Genomic DNA, 15636 nt, shown 5'->3' on the forward strand with positions numbered 1-15636 from the left:
GTCAGCTCGAAGCCCTCGCGGCGCATCTGCTGCCCGGGGTCTGACGAACCGTGAGATCGGGGAAAAACTGTTCCTCTCACCGCGCACGGTCGGCTCCCACCTCTACCGGGTCTTCCCCAAGCTGGGCATCACCGCCCGCTCGCAACTCCGCGACGTACTCGAAGGCACCCTGTCAGATCCCTACACCACCCCCCAGCCCTGAGAGCATCACAGCCCGCAGAAAAGGAATGAGCGGCATCGTGATCACGTAGCAGCTCATTCCGTCGGTGCTCCTCAGCGGTGCAGGAGTGGCAGGAATACGTCGTCGACGATCTGCGCCAGCGTCTCCTCGGGTACGGCGGCCTGCGTGCGGAGGAGTTCGTGGCGGACCAGGTCGACCGGGAGCGAGGCGATGCGGGGTGTGACGCGGTCGAGCCGCACCTCGCCGCGCTCCTCGGCGCGCTCGAGGACGGACATCATGGTCTCGGCGCCGAAGAACTGGCCCCGCAGATGGTCCGCCACCTCGGGGCTGCGGAAATACTCGGCGAGCAGACCCAGGACGATCTCGCGCTCGGCGCCCTCGAACCGCCCCGACATGTGACGCAGGAGCACCAGGACGTCCTCGCGCAGCGACCCGGTGTCGGGGGCCTCGTCGGTGAAGGAGCCCTCCTCGCGGATGGCGGCGACGACGAGGGCCACCCGGTTCGGCCACCGCCGGTAGAGCACGGCCTTGCTGGTGCCCGCCCGGTCCGCGATACCCTCCATGGTCAGCCCCGCCATGCCGACGGCGTTCACCTCGTCCCAGGCCGCCTTGAGGATCGCCGCCTCCAGCGCCGCGCCGCGTCGCCGGGAGGTCTTCGGCCGGCCGGTGGGGGAGGGCGTGCTGTCGGCGTCCGCGTTCGGCGTGGCCATGGGTGCTCCTTCTGCGACCTCGCTGTCCGTTGGACCGTACGGTATCCAGATGCCGCTCGGGCGGGTCACCTCGCGTCGCCGGGGACCCGCTCGCGGGATGGCAGCAGGAGTGCCGGGAGCAGTGCCAGGACGCTGAAACCCGTCACCCACCAGAACGTCGTGGCGAACCCTGCCGCGCGGTCGGCGAGTCCGCTGCCCTTCGTCGCGTGTTCCAGGATCACCACAAGCGCGGCCGTACCGAACGAGCCGCCGAGCTGCTGCATGATGCGGATCATCGTGGTCGCGTTCGGGACGTCGGCCTGAGTGAGGTCGGCGTAGGCGCCGGTCACGATGGCCACGGTCGCCGCGCCGAGCCCGGCGCCCCGTACGACCAGGGCCGCACCCAGGTACCACTGGCCGGTGCCGGTCCCGACCCGGGTGCAGGCGACGGTGCCCGCCAGGGCGAGCAGCAGGCCGGACAGGATGATCGGCTTGGCTCCGATCCGGTCGGTGAGGCTGCCCGCCCAACGGGTCAGCAGCGCGCCGAGCCCTTGGGGAGCGAGCAGCAGACCGGCCGTCAACGCCGAGTCTCCGCGCACCTGTTGGTAGTAGAGCGGGAGCAGCAGGATCGCGCCGTAGAGGGAGAAGCCGGCGAGGAACAGCAGGATCGCGCTCATCGAGAACGAGCGGACTCGGAACAGGCGCAGGTCCAGGACGGCGTTCTGCCTGCGTGCGCCGTAGAGCAGGAAGACGGTCAGGAGGACCAGTCCGGCGACGAGCGGCGCGGTGGCTCGGGTCGTGCCGAAGCCGCCGTAGCGGCCCACTTCGGTGAGGCCGTAGACGATGCCGGCAAGTGCGGGGGAGAGCAGGACGATCCCCGTGACGTCCAGCCGCTTGGTGGTGCGTGGTTCCTGGGCGGGCAGGTGGCGCCAGGCGAGGAGCAGCGCGATCAGGCAGAGGGGGACGTTGACGTAGAAGATCCAGCGCCAGCTGGTGTTGCTGAGGATGAGGCCGCCGATCACCGGGCCGAGGATCGGCGCGATCACGGCGGCGAGGGTGACCAGGGTCAGGACGCGGCCGAGACGGCGAGGCCCGGCGGCGCGGACGAGCATGGTCTGGAGCACGGGTTGCATGAACCCGCCCGCGATGCCCTGGATCACGCGGAGGGCGATGAGGCTCTGGATGTTCCAGGCCGCCCCGGCCGCGGCCGAGGTGAGCAGGAACAGGGTCAGCGACCACGTCCAGACCCGCTTGGCGCCGAACCGGTCCGCCGCCCATCCGGTCGCCGGGACCGACATGGCGAAGGCGAGCAGGTAGCCGGTGCTGACCCATTGCACGGTGGTGACCGTGGTGTGGAGCTGCCGGCTCAGGCCGTCGAGGGCGACGTTGACGATTGTGGTGTCGAGCAGGGGTGCCAGGCCGCCGATCACGAGCACGCCGGCCAGTTTGAGGAGTGCGGGATCGAGACGGTCCCCGGGGCGGGTACGGAGCATGGGCCGATTCCCCCTGAGATAGGAAACGCTGAGTCTCTAAATTAGAGACTCAGCGTATCTATCGTCGGGGGTCGTGTCTCCGGTTACGGCACCGGGTTGTCCGAAGGGCGCGGAGAGCGCAGGCCGAGCCACTGTTCGCTGTCCCAGGCCTCGAACCGTTCCACCTCGGTGAACCCCAGCTTCGCCGCGAGCCGCATCGAGCCGGCGTTGGCGGTCTGGGTGGTGAGGACCACCGGCTCGCCGGGAAGCGCGTCGGCGAGCCAGCCGAGTGCCGCGGTACACGCCTCGAAGGCGTACCCGCATCCCCATGCCTGCGGAAGGAACAGGTACCCGAGATCGGCCTTCCCCGCGGCGGCCGGGCGGCTGTGGCCCGTCGCCCTCCTGAGCAGGATGTGACCGATCATCGCCCCGTCGAGGTCGACGACGAAGCTTCCGGGCCACTGCTCGGGCACGGTGGGCGTCTCGCGCTCGAGCTCGTCGCGTGCACGGGGGCCGCCGAGATAGGTGTGTACCTCCGGCGACGCGAGCAACTCGATGAACGCCTCACGGTCACGGGCCTCGGAGCCACGGAGCACGAGCCGCTCGGTGCGTATCGGCGGCGGAGGCCAGGTCACGGATCCCAGATCTTCCATCCGCGCACGCTAACAGTGCTGCTCTGGCCGAACGTTCCGTTCACAACGCTGTCCGTGACGGCAGGCCGTAGGCGCGGACGCGTCCGTCGCGGTGCGCGGTGATCAGGAGGTGCGGTCCGGCCCAGGCCAACGCGGCGACGGGCGAGGTCACTTCGTCCAGTACACGGACCGGCCGCAGCCGGTTGCCGGGCTGTCCGGCGGTGGCGTACCAGAGTGCGACCGTGCCGTCGTGGCCGCCACTGGCCAGGTGCCCGGCGGGCCCGGGCCGCCAGGCGAGCGCGGTGATCCTTTCGTGGCACCGCAGTTGGCGTGGCGCCGTCCCTGCCGGGCCCTGGCCGGAGAAGTCCCACACCGTCACGTCGGCCGCGCCGTCGGCGGCGAGCCAGCGGCCGGTGTCGTCGAAGGCGAGGCGGGAGACCTTCTCCGGGTAGCCGGACATGGTCAGTTCACTGCCGTCCCGGGTACGCCAGATGTGGATGGAGGCGTCCTGGTTGCCGCTGCAGATCCACTTGCCGGTCGAGGCGACGGCGAGAGCGAGGTGCGATCCGACGTAGGGGTACGTCACCACGGGCTGGGCGGTGTGTTTCTCGTGGCCGTGCACGGCTCCGTACGCGGCCACCGTCAGTCGGCGCCCCTGGCGCAGCCAGGCCAGGTCGGTGACGGTGGACGCGGCCGCCGCCGTACGCCACAACTCGCCGCCGTCCGCGTCGAATACGACCGCGCACCGCCCGGAGGCGACGGCGACCCGTTCCCCCTCGGTCCAGGTCGCGGAGGAGGCCCAGGCGCCGGACTCGCGGACGAGGGTGCGTTCGTCCGTGCGGCGCCACAGCGCGTACGCCGTCGGGCCGGTGACGGCCAAGTTCGCCGCGGTGGAAGAGAGTTCGGCCCTCAGGGCACCCCCAGGAAGCTCAAGTGCCCCTATCTCGGCGCCCATGGCCGCGTCCAGCATCCGCACCGATCCTCCAGCTCCGGCGACGGCCACGAGGTCGCCGCGGGCGCTCAGGGAAACCGGCGCGTCATCGACGTACACCTCCCAACCGGCCGCGACCTCAGGGGAGATGACGCTCACGCGGCGACTCCCGCCGTGACCAGGCAGTCGGCGAAGCCGCGCTCCAGCTCGGCGCGGTCGAGGTTGCGGCCGATGAAGACCAGCCGGTTGCGGCGCGGTTCGTCGGTCCGCCACTGGGCGCCCTGCTCGCCCATGAGCAGCATGTGGACGCCCTGGAAGACGTACTGCCTGCTGGAGCCGGCGATCGCGAGGATGCCCTTGGAGCGGAAGATGTCCGCGCCCTTCGTGCGCAGCAGAGTGCCCAGCCAGGCGTTGAGACGTCGGTCGTCGACCTCGCCGTCGATCTCGATGCCGACGGAGGTGACGGTCGTGTCGTGCTGGTGCTCGGTCTCGGTGAGGAAGGCCGGGTCGTCCTTGAGGACGCGGTCGAGGTCGAAGGCGCCGACGTCGAGGATCTGCTGCAGGTCGATCGCGGCGTTGCGGGCTCGGAGGATCTGTACGGGCGCGTTGATGGCGCGGATCCGGGACTCGACCTCGGCGAGGGTGGCCTCGTCCGCGAGGTCGGTCTTGTTGAGGACGACCCGGTCGGCGAAGGCGATCTGCTCGACGGCCTCGTTCTCCACGCCCTCGGGCTTGACCTCGTCGAGGTGCTGGAGGACGTGCGCGGCGTCGACGAGGGTGACGATGGCGTCCAGGCGCAGATGCGCGGCGATCTCGTCGTCCATGAAGAAGGTCTGGGCGACCGGGGCGGGGTCCGCGAGGCCGGTGGTCTCGATGAGGATGCGGTCGAACCTCTCGCGGCGGCGCATCAGGGCGCCCAGGATGCGGATGAGGTCTCCTCGGACGGTGCAGCAGATGCAGCCGTTGTTCATCTCGAAGATCTCTTCTTCGGCGTCGAGGACGAGCGCGTCGTCGATGCCGATCTCGCCGAACTCGTTCTCGATGACCGCGATCTTGAGACCGTGGTTCTCGGTGAGGACGCGGTTGAGGAGAGTGGTCTTGCCGGAGCCGAGGAAGCCGGTCAGGACGGTGACGGGGACGCGGCCGTCCACCGGGGCGGGGGCGCTCATGCGGAGGGGGCTCCTTCGGGTGCGGTGGTGAGCAGGGCGGCCCTGAGGTCGTCCTCGGTGATCTCGTCGGCCGGCTGGTGCAGGGTCCAGCGGCGGGCCGGGCCGTTCATGGGGAGGACGGCGACGACCGTTTCCAGGGGCGGGCAGCCCGGTTCGGTGCAGGCGAGTCGGCGGATCACGACGGCGGTGTCGTCGTCGAGGCCGAGCAGCGTGCGCACGGTCTCCTTCAGCTCCCGCAGGTGGGGGGTGGGTGTGCTCGGCCCGAATCCCGGGGGCATGGTTCTCCTCAGTCGGTGGGTTGGCAGTCGGCGCAGACGCCGGTGAGTTCGACGACGTGTTCCACCCCGGCGAATCCGGAGTCGACGGCGATCCGGCCCGCCCACTCCTCGACGACCTCGGCGTCCACCGGCCGACTGAGGCCGCAGGCGCGGCAGATCAGGTAGTGGCGGTGCCTGCCGTCGGGCCGCCACCGGTAGAGCCGCTCGTCGGCGCCGGCCTGGGCGACGTCGACCTCGCCCGCGGCTTCCAGGTCGCACAGGGCGCGGTAGACAGTGGTCAGGCCGATCGGGGTCCCGCTCTCGACCATGCGGGCATGCAGGTCCTGTGCGGAGACGAAGTCGTGGCAGCGGGCGAGTGCCGTCAGGAGGGCCACTCGCTGCCGGGTGGGGCGTTGCCGGATGGAGGAGGCGCTCACACCGGATTCACCTCCAGCCCAGGTGTCGGAGCGCTGACTCCGGAAACGCTAGATGAAAATGACATCCATGTCCATATGAATGTTGGCTCATGTGTCACGTCGAGGGGGAGTCCCCTCGATCGGTCGGCGGTTGAACCCTGAGCTCGTAGCCGCCGTCGGCGGTTGGACTGGCCGTCAGACACCCCCCGAGGGGGTCCGCACGCTGGCGCAGGTCGACGAGACCGTGGTGGGGGCCGGGCGGGGGGAGCGCGGGGCGGCCCGCGGCGGTGTTGGTGGCGGTGGCGTGGGCGGTCCCGTCCTGCTCGCGGATGCGGATGGTGGCTGTGGTGCCCGGCGCGTGCTTGCGTAGGTCAGGACGATGCAGGCGGCCGACGTCCTGGTGCAACACGTGGCTGTGCTTGGCGAGTTGGGCTGTGAGCCGTTGTCGGCGGACACCTTCGTCAGGCGACCCGGCGACGGCACCACCAGATGCAGAAGACGCCCACGGCGGCGGCGAGGACGGCGTAGACGCCGGTCTCGGCCCACTGGAGGGTCCAGAAGTTCTCGGCGGGTTGGTAGGTGACCTTCTGGTGGTAGCCGGCCTTCGCGAGAGCGGTGAGACAGGCGGGGGGTGCGTCACAGTCGGCGTACGACGCCGGGAGATGCGCGGCCGGAGGCGTCGAGGGTCTGTTCGGCGACGAATCAGATGTCAGGCCGGCCGATGTCGACCTGGGGCACGGAGACGAGCCGCATATCGGCCATCGTGCCCGGCCCGAAGGGGGCGGTGACGGTGGAAGGGCACGCCGGATGCGGTCGGTTCCACAGGGGCACGGCGACCTGGAACATGGCGCTCGCGGCCTAGGTGGCTGCCCTTGCCGGGACGGTGGATTTCCCCGCCCCGTCGGGGCCGATCAGACCCACCACCCGTCCCGCGGGGATATCGAGGGTGCAGTCCGACAGGGCCCAGCGTTCGCGGTATTTCCTGCCCAGCGATCGGGCTGTGAGTACGGCTGTCACGCGCTGGCCTCTCTTTGAGGGACCGACCCGTGCGGTCGGCCCGCCGGACGCTACGAACTGGACGGTACCGTGCGCGTCCGGCGCCCGAGCTGTCTGCGCTCCTGCGGACGAAGGACCGCGGTCCCGCGTCCTTCGCACGATGTAGACGAGCGATGTACAGGCGGCTTGCGAGGACGGTTCCTCGGGAGGATGGGGCAGGCGAGGCGGCCGGTGACAATGACCGAGTGAGCAATTCGTCGGCGATACCGGCAGGAGAGCGGCTGCGAGCCGGTTGGGCGGCGCTGACGCGTCCGAGCGGTGCGTTGCCCCGCCTGTCCGGACGCGACCTGGTCCTCGACGCGCTGCTCGCCGCGGTCGCTGTCGTCGTCGGCGTCGATGACGCACTCAGCGTCGGGACGGGCACCACCTATGTGCTCGTCGACGGGGTGCGGCAGGCCAGACCGGAGGGAGCGGCCACATGGGTCGGCGCGGTCGGGCCGATGCTCATGGCGACCGTGCCGCTCGCCCTGCGCCGCCGGTTCCCGCTGACCGTCCTGTGGATCGTCGCGGCAGCCTCCCTCCTGGCCCCGGACAGCCTGGCGCGGACCATGTTCTACGTCTGCGTGATCGCCACGTACGGCGCCGTCGTGCACAGCCCGTACCCGGTGCCGGCCCTGGCGAGCGTCCCCGCGGTCCTGCTGGTGATCAGCCTCCCGGCCCGCAACCCGGAACTGCCCGACATCCCGGCCGAGTACGTGCCGTACCTCATCCTGGTCCCCCTGGCCGTGGTGGCGTACGGCATGCGCACCTGGCGCCTGCGTGCGGGTGAACGTCAGGCGCGGATGGCCGAGTTGGAGCGGCGCAGGGACGAGGAGCTGCGCCGCGCCGCCGAGCAGGAACGGGCCCGGATCGCCCGCGAGCTGCACGACGTGGTCACCCACAACGTCAGCATGATGGTCATCCAGGCCGGAGCCGCCCGCAGGGTCCTGGACGCGGCCCCGGCGCAGGCTCGCGAGGCTATGCTCGCGGTGGAGGCCGGCGGCCGGGCGGCCATGACGGAGCTGCGGCACGCGATGGGCCTGCTCACGATGAACGCCGAGGACGCCGACGGGGACGCCGTCGGCAGACTCGTACCGCAGCCGGGTCTCGCTCAGGTGGAGGCGCTGGTGCGCGGGGTGCGGGACTCCGGAGCGGCCGTCGACCTGACGGTGAAGGGCACGCCCCGCGACGTTCCGCCGGGGACCGGTCTGGCCGTGTACCGCGTGGTGCAGGAGGCCCTCACCAACACCGTGAAGCACGCGGCCGGAGCCGCCGTCTCGGTGACCATCGCCCACGGCCCCACGGACCTGCACGTCGAGATCACGGATACCGGCGGCGCCCCGACCGCCTCCGCCGCCGGCGACGGACACGGCCTGCTCGGTCTGCGGGAACGCCTCGCCGTCTACGGCGGCACCCTGCGCACCGGCCCCACCCCGGACGGCGGTTACCGTGTCCTGGCCCGGATCCCCCTGCCTGCCCCGGAGACGGAGACGACGTGACCGACGCCCCGCTCCGTGTGGTGGTCGCCGACGACCAGACCCTCGTCCGCACCGGCTTCCGTATGATCCTCGCCTCCGACGGCATCGACGTCGTCGCCGAGGCGGCCGACGGCGCCCAGGCCGTCGAAGCGGTACGGCGCACCGCACCCGACGTCGTCCTGATGGACATCCGGATGCCCGAACTCGACGGCCTCGAAGCCACCCGCCGCATCCTCACCGGCGCCCCCGGCGAACCCCGCGTGATCATCCTGACCACGTTCGACCTCGACGAACTCGTCTACGACGCCCTGGCCGCGGGAGCCAGCGGCTTCCTCCTCAAAGACGTCACGCCCGAACACCTCGTGGCCGCGGTCCGTCTCGTCCGCACCGGCGACGCCCTCCTCGCCCCGGCCATCACCCGCCGCCTCGTCGAACGCCACGCCGCCCCGGCCCGCGCAGCGGAGAGCGACGGTCCCACCGACCCGCACCCCGGCCTGGCCCTTCTGACCCCACGCGAACTCGAAGTCCTGCGCCTGCTCGCCCAGGGACTGAGCAACACCGAACTCGCCGACCGCCTCCACCTGTCCGAGACGACCGTCAAGACCCACGTCTCCCGCATCCTCGCCAAACTCCAACTCCGCGACCGCGTCCAGGCGGTGGTCCTCGCCTACGAGAGCGGACTGGTCAGGGCGGCGGACCGACGCCGCTCCTGAGGCGGCCTCGGCCGGTACGGCAAACTGGCGGCGCGCAGCAACTACAGTGCTGTAGAAGTATCGTCGAGGAAGTCATCACTCAACGAGCCTGCTTTCGCGCCGAGTTGGTCGAAGGCGTCTACGCGTGACAAGGAGTCAAGGCGTCACCATGCCGGAGCAGCACGACCAGACGAGCGACATCGAGCCCCGGTCCGTACGTCTTGAACTGGCCCGCCGGTGCCGCGGTGTCACGGAGGCACGGTGGTTCGCCCTCGGCGTCTTCGCCGTGATCCTCCTCAACGCGGCGCTGCTGGGCCTGGAGACCTACTCCGGACTCGCCGCAGAGTGGCACGCCTGGTTACGCCTGGCCGAGCACACCTGCCTGGCCGTGTTCACCGCCGAGATCCTCCTCCGCCTGGGCGCGCACGCCGACCGTCCGCCGGGCTTCTTCAAGGACCCCTGGAACCTCTTCGACCTCGCCGTGGTCCTGTGCGCGTTCCTGCCCGTCGTACGTGAGAACACCACGGTGCTACGGCTGCTGCGGCTCGCCCGGGTCCTGCGCACGGCCCGTTTCCTGCCCCAGCTGAGGATCGTGCTGGCGGCCGTCGCGCGCAGCCTGCCCGGCACGCTGAGCTTCCTGCTCGTCGGCGCGCTCCTGCTGTACGTGTACGCGATGGTCGGCTGGGTCTTCTTCGCCCGCCACGACCCGGCGCACTACGGCTCTCTCGGCCGCGCCGTCCTCACCCTCTTCCTCCTGATGACCCTCGACGGCATCGGAGACGCGGTCCACGCCGGCCTGGAGGTCTCCCGCTGGAGCCTCGTCTACTACGCCTCCTACGTCCTGCTCGCGTCCTTCGTCCTGGTCAACGTCCTCATCGGAGTGGTCATCACCTCCCTCGACGAGGCCCGGGAGAGCGAGAAAGCGGACGAAACAACACCGCCGCCGCACACGGCGGTCTCCCGGGAAGACCAGGACCGACTGCGGGAGCGGATAACAGCGGCGCGCCTGGCCCTGGACGCCCTCGAACGCGACCTCGCGCACGCCACACCGCCCCACACGAGGCAAGCCGTGTCCGCCGCCTCGACAAGCAGAGGAAGCGGATAAGGGCGGGCGCACTGTCCGGGGCGGCACGCCGAAGACGACCGGAAAAAGCTGAAGGGCGTCCGGCTCAGCCGCCCGTCTCTCCCTGGGCGATCTCGATGTCCTCGTGGACGCGGAACGCCCCGGTCGCCGCCGTGGCGCAGGAGAGTACGGCGCAGGCGGTCAGGAGCGCGGCGAGCCCCGGGACCGCGCGCGGGGCGGGCCTGGCGGGAGCCACGAGGGCGGCCACGCGTTGGGGTACCGGTCCGGTGGTCGCGCCCGGGGTGACTACGGGCCGGGCGGTGTCCCGCGCGGTCGTCGCCAGCGCGGCCCGGGCGATGGCGCGGGCGGTGAGGCGTCGGTCGCCGACCGCCCCGGCCGCCGCCTCGTCCGCGGCGCGTTCGGCGGCGAGCCGGATGGCCTCGCGGACCGGGCGCAGGGCCGGATGACAGTGGGCGCTCAGCTCGGCCGCGGCCAGGAAGTAGTGGTGGCCCCCGGCGTTGTGGGCGCGTTCGTGGGCGAAGAGCGCCTCGCGTTCGGAGGCGTCCAGGCTGCGCAGCATGGCCGTGGTGACGACGATGCGGTGCGGGCGGCCGGGGAGGGCGTAGGCGTCGGGGCGGGGGGAGTCGATGACGCACAGGTCGCCCGCGGCGGGCCGGCGGCCGGCCTGGGCGCGGGCGGTGCGCAGACCGGCGGCCTGGCGCACGAGGGACAGGCCCAGCGTGAGGGCGGCCAGCGCCAGGAACCCCGAGGCGAGCGCGGCGAGGGGGAGCATGAGCCGCTCGGAAGGCGTGCGCAAGGGGTGGACCAGCTCGCCCAGCGTGGCGAAGACCGGGATCTTGAGCAGGCCGGTCAGGGTGAGGGTGCCCAGCGCCGCCACACTGCCGCCGGCGAGGAGGACGGCGGAGACGGTGAGCGTCCACAGCGCGACGACCGGGGAACAGCGGGCGGGGAGGCGGCGGGCCAACGCGGGGGCGGCCCAGGGCAGGAGGAGCGGGACCAGCAGCAGGGCGATCATCGCGGTCCTTCCTCCAGCAGCTGGCGCAGCACCTGCTCGTCGTCCGGGCTGAGCCGGTCGACGAAACGGGCCAGCACGGTCGCCCGGTCGCTGTCGCGGTCGAGTTCGCCGTGCATGCGCAGGGCGGTCAGGCCGTGCGGGTCCTCTATGGGGCGGTAGGCGAAGCCGCGGCCCTGGCGCTCCCGCTCGAGCGTTCCCTTCTCGTGCAGCCGGGACAGGATCGTGGTCACGGTGGTGCGGGCCAGGTCAGAGGCGAGTTCCGCCTGGACCTGGGCCGGGGTGAGCGGTGTGCCCGCGGCCCACAGGGCGGCCATCACGGCCGCTTCCAGCTCGCCGGCCGACCGCCGTTCGTCCCGCGCCTCGGTCATGGGAACCTTCCTCACTCCGCGATCGTCTACAGTGTCGTAGACCGTCTACAGAATTGTAGTCGGTCGGGCCCGCCGTGCCAGGCGGTGCCCGTCCGCCTGTTCGGCCACAGCGAAGGGAATCGCCGGATGACTGCCACCGTAGCCCTGTCGGCGCAGCTCGCGGTGAACCCTCTGGATGCCCGCTCCCTGCTGGCCGCCTTCGGTGTGCTGGGCGTGGGCGCGGTGATGTTCGCGGAGACGGGCCTGCTGATCGGCTTCTTCCTGCCCGGCGACTCCCTGCTCTTCACGGCCGGCCTGCTCAGCACAGGCTCGGGGGAGCACGGAATCAAGCTTTCCCTGGGCCCGTTGCTGATGGCGGCCGCCCTCGGCGCGCTCGGCGGTGCCCAGTGCGGCTATCTCATCGGACGCCGGGCAGGCGGAGCCCTGCTGGCCCGCTCCCCATCCACCCGGCTGCGCGACGGTGCCGCGCGGGCCGAAGCCCTGCTCGCCCGGTACGGACATGCCAAGGCGGTGGTCCTGGCGAGATTCGTGCCGGTGGTTCGCACCGTTCTCAATCCACTGGCCGGTGCGCTCGGCGTGCCCGCGGGGGTGTACACCCTGTGGCAGGTGGTCGGCGGCCTGGTCTGGAGCGTCGGTCTCACCCTCGCGGGGTACGCCCTGGGTTCGTCGATCCCGAACGTGGACCGCTATCTGCTGCCGCTGGTCGCGGTGATCGTGCTGGTGTCGCTGCTCCCGCTCGCCGCCGAGCTGTACCGGGGACGCCGACAGAGCGGAACGAAGGAGGCACGGGGATGATCCTTGCGCTGAGCGGGGCTTCGATCGACGGCGCGGCCTACCGGGACGTGGTGGAGCTGACCCGCCGTGCCCCCGGCTGGCTGGACACCGCGGTGTCCGTGTGGTCGGCGTACGGACTGCTGGTGTTCGCCGTGCTGATGGTCGCCGGGTGGTGGCGGGCCAGACGCGCGGACGCCTCGGCCGCGCTGTTCGCGTTGGCCGCGCCGGTGACCGTGGTGGCGGCGTACGGCGTGGACGCCGTACTGAAGCTGCTCGTGCGCGAGGACCGGCCCTGCCGGGGGCTCGCCGTGAAGACACTGGAGGCGTGTCCGGCGCCCGGTGACTGGTCGTTCCCCAGCAATCACGCGACCGTTGCCGCGGCCTCGGCCGTCGCGCTGTGGTTCGTCTCGCGTCGGCTGGGCGCGTGGGCGGCGGCGGCCGCGCTCGCGATGGCGGCTTCCCGGGTGTGGGTCGGCGTCCACTATCCGCACGACGTGCTGGCGGGGCTGCTCGTGGGCGCGGCGGTCGCCTACGGCCTGATGGCCCTCATACGACGGCAGGCGCGAACCGTCGTACGCCTCCTCACCGGCACGCGGCTCGGTCCGCTGCTCGCGGTGTCATGAAGCGCAGGGATGTCACCGAGCTGACCGGCAGCGTCGGTGTCGGCGCGTGGACGGCGTTCGCGGTTCTCGCGATGAACGCCGTGGGCGGCGCGGGTGGTCCGCTCTGGTGCGACAGCGGCCTGCTCACCTGGTCCGTCGGCCACCGCCAGGAGATGACGCTGGCCCTGGCGCGGGGTGTGACCGCCACCGGCACCGGTGCCCTTCCCTATCTGCTCGTCGTGCTCGCCGGTGTCCTGGCCGGGCGGACCGCGCGGCAGCGACTGCTGATGGCCGCGCTCGCTCTCGTCTGCCTCGCCGGCGGACAGGCCCTGCGCCAGGGCGTGATGGAGGCCCTGCACCGAGCCCGTCCACCGCGCACGGACTGGGCGTCACACGCGAGCGGCTGGTCGTTCCCCTCGGGGCACACCACCACGGCGGCGCTGACCGCGGGGCTCCTCGTCGTCGCGCTCACCCTGCGCGCCCCACGCGGCGGCACCGCCCTGCGGGTCGCCGTGGGCTGTTGGGGAGCGCTGGTCGGACTGACCCGTGTCTACCTCGGCGTCCACTGGTTCAGCGATGTGGTCGGCGGCTGGCTGTTCGCCGCCGGCTGGCTCGGACTGTGCCTGTGCGCGGCCGCCCACTGGCTGCCCGCCGCCCTCCTCACCCCGCCCGCCGACCCGCACTCCCCGGAGCAGCATGCGCCCCAAGATCCTGGTCGTGGAGGACGATCACGCCCTGCGTGACGTCCTGCGCCGCGCCCTGTACGACGAGGAGTTCGCTCCCGTCCTCGCCGCCGACGGCGCCACCGCCCTGCGGCTGGCCGCCGCGGACGTCGCGGGAGTGATCCTCGACGTCGGGCTGCCCGACGCCGACGGGCGCGACGTGTGCCAGGCCCTCCGCGCGGGCGGATTCCACGCGCCGGTCATCTTCCTGACCGCCCGCCACCACGTCACCGACCGACTGTCCGGCTTCTCCGCCGGAGGCGACGACTACCTGGCGAAGCCCTTCCACCTCGCCGAACTCACCGCCCGCCTGCGCGCCGCGCTCAAACGGGCCGGACCCCCGCCTCCGGCCACGGCCGGTGACCTGGTCCTGGACCCGGTGGCCCACCGCGCGACCGTGCACGGCGTCCCCGTCGTCCTCTCGCCGACGGAGTTCCGGCTGCTCGCCGCGCTCGGTGCGGCGGGCGGGGACCTCGTACGCCGACGGGACCTGGTCCGGGCCGGCTGGCCCGAGGGCGCGCATGTCAGCGACAACACCCTGGACCAGTACCTCAGCCGACTGCGGCGCAAGCTGCGCGAGGCGGACAGCGAGCTGACGATCGGCACCGCACGGGGGATCGGACATCGTCTCTCATGAAACCCGTCCTGCAACGGCTGACCCCGCGGACCCTGCGCGGACGGCTCTCCCTGGTGGCCGTGGCCACCGCCGCGCTGCTCATGACGATCCTGACGGCGGTCTTCAACACCATGGTGGAACGCAACCTCGGGCAGCAGGCGGACGACGAACTCCACACCAGGGCGGCCGCGGTGGCCACGACCGTCGACACCACCGGCTCGCGCGCACGCGTCCTGGAGACCGGCAACGACGTACTTCTCGACACCAACGTGTGGATCTACGCGGGGAACCGCCTGCTGGAGAAACCACCCTCCGCCGTCCCCGGCAGCCCCCTGACCACGGCCGCCGAGCGGCTCGCTGGGAAAGGAGAGCGGATCTGTACGACGGTACGAGGGGAGCGGCACCGATCCCTGCGCCTGTGCTCCGATGTCGTCGCCGGCGCCCGCGTCTCCGCCACCGTCGTCACCGCCCTGGACCTCGCCCCCTACCGGAGTTCGGCCGACGCCCTCCTGCTGGGCTCCCTCGTCCTGGACGCCGTGATGCTCGCCTGCACCTACGCGCTGACCCACCTCGCGGTCGGTCGCGCGCTGCGCCCCGTCCGTACGATGACCGACCAGGCCACCCAGTGGAGCGCCGTCGGCTCCGCCGAGCGCTTCGGTACGGCCCGTCACCCGGCCGAAATCGCCCGCCTCGGTGCCTCCCTCGACGCCCTCCTGGACCGCATCCGCGCGGTGCTGCGCCATGAACGCCAGCTGACCGGTGAGCTCTCGCACGAACTGCGCACCCCGCTCGCCCGGATCGTCGCCGAACTCGACTGGTGGCACGCCCGCCCCCGTACGGCGGCCGAGACCCGCGCCACCCACGAGGTGATCGCCGAGGCGGCGCACTCCATGCGCAGCATCTGCGACACACTCCTCGACGATGCCCGCGACAGCACGCACGACCCGGCGACCGCCCCCGGCACCGCCGACGTCGGGCCGGTACTGCGGCGACTGACCCAGACGCGGGAGACGCCGCACGGAAGACAGATCCGCGTCGAGGCCGAGGACCTGACCGTGGGCGTCACCGTCAACATCCTCGAACGGATCGTCAGCCCTCTGCTGGCCAACGCCGTCCGCTACGCCGACGCGACGGTGACCGTACGCGCACGCCCGGCCCCCGGCGCCGTCCGCATCGACGTCGAGGACGACGGCCCCGGCGTACCGGAGGAGTTCGCCGCCGACCTGTTCCAACCCGGCCGCCGCGCGGATCACCGCGACGGCCACGACGGCGCGGGCCTCGGGCTGCCCCTGGCCCGCCGCCTCGCTCGAGCGGCGGGCGGGGAGGTCACCCACGACCCCCGCCACAGACCCGGAGCCAGATTCACGGTCACTCTGCCAGCGGGATGAGCCACCCGCTGCACACCGGCCCGGCAGGCGCCCGCGATCCCCACGTTTCGTTGAGTACGTCGCCCCGTAGTTGGGCCGTGCCAGGTCAGCGGCCCTGCCCGGCGACCTGAACGCA

General features: G+C 71.9%; 19 protein-coding genes and 1 pseudogene. 9 read left to right on the forward strand and 11 right to left on the reverse strand.

The window, feature by feature from the left end; translation table 11 throughout:
* A partial coding sequence (locus ABZ896_RS24330) for a helix-turn-helix transcriptional regulator (protein WP_360932769.1) occupies positions 1 to 202 on the forward strand: 202 nt, incomplete at its 5' end.
* Between the two features lie 71 nt (positions 203 to 273).
* On the opposite strand, the gene ABZ896_RS24335 is transcribed toward ABZ896_RS24330, so the two are convergent.
* The 9 genes and pseudogenes from ABZ896_RS24335 to ABZ896_RS24375 form a co-directional block, all read right to left on the reverse strand.
* Positions 274 to 891: a TetR/AcrR family transcriptional regulator gene (locus ABZ896_RS24335; RefSeq protein WP_360932772.1), complete on the reverse strand. Its 618-nt coding sequence runs from the start codon at positions 889 to 891 to the stop codon at positions 274 to 276.
* Positions 892 to 956: 65 nt separating this feature from the next.
* Positions 957 to 2363: an MDR family MFS transporter gene (locus tag ABZ896_RS24340; RefSeq protein ID WP_360932775.1), complete on the reverse strand. Its 1407-nt coding sequence runs from the start codon at positions 2361 to 2363 to the stop codon at positions 957 to 959.
* Positions 2364 to 2446: 83 nt separating this feature from the next.
* On the reverse strand, positions 2447 to 2995 hold the full coding sequence (locus ABZ896_RS24345; protein ID WP_360932778.1) for a GNAT family N-acetyltransferase: 549 nt from the start codon (positions 2993 to 2995) through the stop codon (positions 2447 to 2449).
* Between the two features lie 40 nt (positions 2996 to 3035).
* The gene (locus ABZ896_RS24350; RefSeq protein WP_360932781.1) at positions 3036 to 4064 is read right to left on the reverse strand and encodes a hypothetical protein; all 1029 of its coding nucleotides are present in this window, start codon (positions 4062 to 4064) and stop codon (positions 3036 to 3038) included.
* Positions 4061 to 5074, reverse strand: coding sequence for a GTP-binding protein (locus ABZ896_RS24355; RefSeq protein ID WP_360932784.1), 1014 nt, complete (start codon positions 5072 to 5074; stop codon positions 4061 to 4063). The genes ABZ896_RS24350 and ABZ896_RS24355 overlap by 4 nt, the downstream gene beginning before the upstream one ends.
* Positions 5071 to 5352, reverse strand: coding sequence for a hypothetical protein (locus ABZ896_RS24360; protein ID WP_360932787.1), 282 nt, complete (start codon positions 5350 to 5352; stop codon positions 5071 to 5073). Before ABZ896_RS24360 ends, ABZ896_RS24355 begins: the two co-directional genes overlap by 4 nt.
* 8 nt (positions 5353 to 5360) lie before the next feature.
* Positions 5361 to 5768, reverse strand: a complete 408-nt coding sequence (locus ABZ896_RS24365; protein WP_360932790.1) for a Fur family transcriptional regulator — start codon at positions 5766 to 5768, stop codon at positions 5361 to 5363.
* A 94-nt stretch (positions 5769 to 5862) separates the two neighbouring features.
* Positions 5863 to 6156 carry a hypothetical protein gene (locus tag ABZ896_RS24370; protein WP_360932793.1) on the reverse strand — a complete coding sequence of 98 codons (294 nt, stop codon included), beginning with the start codon at positions 6154 to 6156 and terminating at the stop codon, positions 5863 to 5865.
* 470 nt (positions 6157 to 6626) lie between these two features.
* Positions 6627 to 6764, reverse strand: a pseudogene (locus tag ABZ896_RS24375) (ATP-binding cassette domain-containing protein); the annotation flags it as partial.
* 224 nt (positions 6765 to 6988) lie between these two features.
* Here ABZ896_RS24375 and ABZ896_RS24380 point away from each other — a divergent pair.
* The 3 genes from ABZ896_RS24380 (at position 6989) to ABZ896_RS24390 (ending at position 10057) form a co-directional block, all read left to right on the forward strand.
* Positions 6989 to 8281, forward strand: coding sequence for a histidine kinase (locus tag ABZ896_RS24380; protein ID WP_360932796.1), 1293 nt, complete (start codon positions 6989 to 6991; stop codon positions 8279 to 8281).
* Positions 8278 to 8973, forward strand: coding sequence for a response regulator transcription factor (locus ABZ896_RS24385; RefSeq protein ID WP_360932799.1), 696 nt, complete (start codon positions 8278 to 8280; stop codon positions 8971 to 8973). Before ABZ896_RS24380 ends, ABZ896_RS24385 begins: the two co-directional genes overlap by 4 nt.
* A 148-nt stretch (positions 8974 to 9121) precedes the next feature.
* Positions 9122 to 10057, forward strand: a complete 936-nt coding sequence (locus ABZ896_RS24390; RefSeq protein WP_360932802.1) for an ion transporter — start codon at positions 9122 to 9124, stop codon at positions 10055 to 10057.
* A 64-nt stretch (positions 10058 to 10121) separates the two neighbouring features.
* Here ABZ896_RS24390 and ABZ896_RS24395 read toward each other — a convergent pair whose 3' ends face one another.
* On the reverse strand, positions 10122 to 11051 hold the full coding sequence (locus ABZ896_RS24395; protein ID WP_360932805.1) for a M48 family metalloprotease: 930 nt from the start codon (positions 11049 to 11051) through the stop codon (positions 10122 to 10124).
* The gene (locus ABZ896_RS24400; RefSeq protein ID WP_360932808.1) at positions 11048 to 11419 is read right to left on the reverse strand and encodes a BlaI/MecI/CopY family transcriptional regulator; all 372 of its coding nucleotides are present in this window, start codon (positions 11417 to 11419) and stop codon (positions 11048 to 11050) included. The genes ABZ896_RS24395 and ABZ896_RS24400 overlap by 4 nt, the downstream gene beginning before the upstream one ends.
* A 126-nt stretch (positions 11420 to 11545) precedes the next feature.
* Here ABZ896_RS24400 and ABZ896_RS24405 point away from each other — a divergent pair, with 126 nt between their 5' ends.
* Genes ABZ896_RS24405 through ABZ896_RS24425 form a run of 5 tightly spaced genes read left to right on the forward strand, consistent with a single transcriptional unit; the run spans position 11546 to position 15521 of the window.
* Positions 11546 to 12214, forward strand: a complete 669-nt coding sequence (locus ABZ896_RS24405; RefSeq protein WP_360932811.1) for a DedA family protein — start codon at positions 11546 to 11548, stop codon at positions 12212 to 12214.
* Positions 12211 to 12816: a phosphatase PAP2 family protein gene (locus ABZ896_RS24410; protein WP_360932813.1), complete on the forward strand. Its 606-nt coding sequence runs from the start codon at positions 12211 to 12213 to the stop codon at positions 12814 to 12816. Before ABZ896_RS24405 ends, ABZ896_RS24410 begins: the two co-directional genes overlap by 4 nt.
* Positions 12813 to 13538: a phosphatase PAP2 family protein gene (locus ABZ896_RS24415; RefSeq protein ID WP_360932816.1), complete on the forward strand. Its 726-nt coding sequence runs from the start codon at positions 12813 to 12815 to the stop codon at positions 13536 to 13538. The genes ABZ896_RS24410 and ABZ896_RS24415 overlap by 4 nt, the downstream gene beginning before the upstream one ends.
* On the forward strand, positions 13492 to 14154 hold the full coding sequence (locus ABZ896_RS24420; protein WP_360932819.1) for a response regulator transcription factor: 663 nt from the start codon (positions 13492 to 13494) through the stop codon (positions 14152 to 14154). Before ABZ896_RS24415 ends, ABZ896_RS24420 begins: the two co-directional genes overlap by 47 nt.
* The gene (locus ABZ896_RS24425; protein WP_360932822.1) at positions 14151 to 15521 is read left to right on the forward strand and encodes a HAMP domain-containing sensor histidine kinase; all 1371 of its coding nucleotides are present in this window, start codon (positions 14151 to 14153) and stop codon (positions 15519 to 15521) included. Before ABZ896_RS24420 ends, ABZ896_RS24425 begins: the two co-directional genes overlap by 4 nt.
* The last annotated feature ends 115 nt before the right edge of the window (positions 15522 to 15636 follow it).

The sequence above is a fragment of the Streptomyces sp. NPDC047072 genome, assembly GCF_040643855.1.
GTDB lineage: Bacteria > Actinomycetota > Actinomycetes > Streptomycetales > Streptomycetaceae > Streptomyces.

What these genes read in the sequence shown, in the direction of transcription:
- ABZ896_RS24420 (WP_360932819.1), top strand. Translation starts at nt 13,492, where the DNA reads ATGCGCCCCAAGATCCTGGTCGTGGAGGACGATCACGCCCTGCGTGAC.
- ABZ896_RS24400 (WP_360932808.1), bottom strand. Translation starts at nt 11,419, where the DNA reads ATGACCGAGGCGCGGGACGAACGGCGGTCGGCCGGCGAGCTGGAAGCG.
- ABZ896_RS24340 (WP_360932775.1), bottom strand. Translation starts at nt 2,363, where the DNA reads ATGCTCCGTACCCGCCCCGGGGACCGTCTCGATCCCGCACTCCTCAAA.
- ABZ896_RS24395 (WP_360932805.1), bottom strand. Translation starts at nt 11,051, where the DNA reads ATGATCGCCCTGCTGCTGGTCCCGCTCCTCCTGCCCTGGGCCGCCCCC.
- ABZ896_RS24355 (WP_360932784.1), bottom strand. Translation starts at nt 5,074, where the DNA reads ATGAGCGCCCCCGCCCCGGTGGACGGCCGCGTCCCCGTCACCGTCCTG.
- ABZ896_RS24415 (WP_360932816.1), top strand. Translation starts at nt 12,813, where the DNA reads ATGAAGCGCAGGGATGTCACCGAGCTGACCGGCAGCGTCGGTGTCGGC.
- ABZ896_RS24335 (WP_360932772.1), bottom strand. Translation starts at nt 891, where the DNA reads ATGGCCACGCCGAACGCGGACGCCGACAGCACGCCCTCCCCCACCGGC.
- ABZ896_RS24360 (WP_360932787.1), bottom strand. Translation starts at nt 5,352, where the DNA reads ATGCCCCCGGGATTCGGGCCGAGCACACCCACCCCCCACCTGCGGGAG.
- ABZ896_RS24390 (WP_360932802.1), top strand. Translation starts at nt 9,122, where the DNA reads ATGCCGGAGCAGCACGACCAGACGAGCGACATCGAGCCCCGGTCCGTA.
- ABZ896_RS24345 (WP_360932778.1), bottom strand. Translation starts at nt 2,995, where the DNA reads ATGGAAGATCTGGGATCCGTGACCTGGCCTCCGCCGCCGATACGCACC.
- ABZ896_RS24405 (WP_360932811.1), top strand. Translation starts at nt 11,546, where the DNA reads ATGACTGCCACCGTAGCCCTGTCGGCGCAGCTCGCGGTGAACCCTCTG.
- ABZ896_RS24425 (WP_360932822.1), top strand. Translation starts at nt 14,151, where the DNA reads ATGAAACCCGTCCTGCAACGGCTGACCCCGCGGACCCTGCGCGGACGG.
- ABZ896_RS24410 (WP_360932813.1), top strand. Translation starts at nt 12,211, where the DNA reads ATGATCCTTGCGCTGAGCGGGGCTTCGATCGACGGCGCGGCCTACCGG.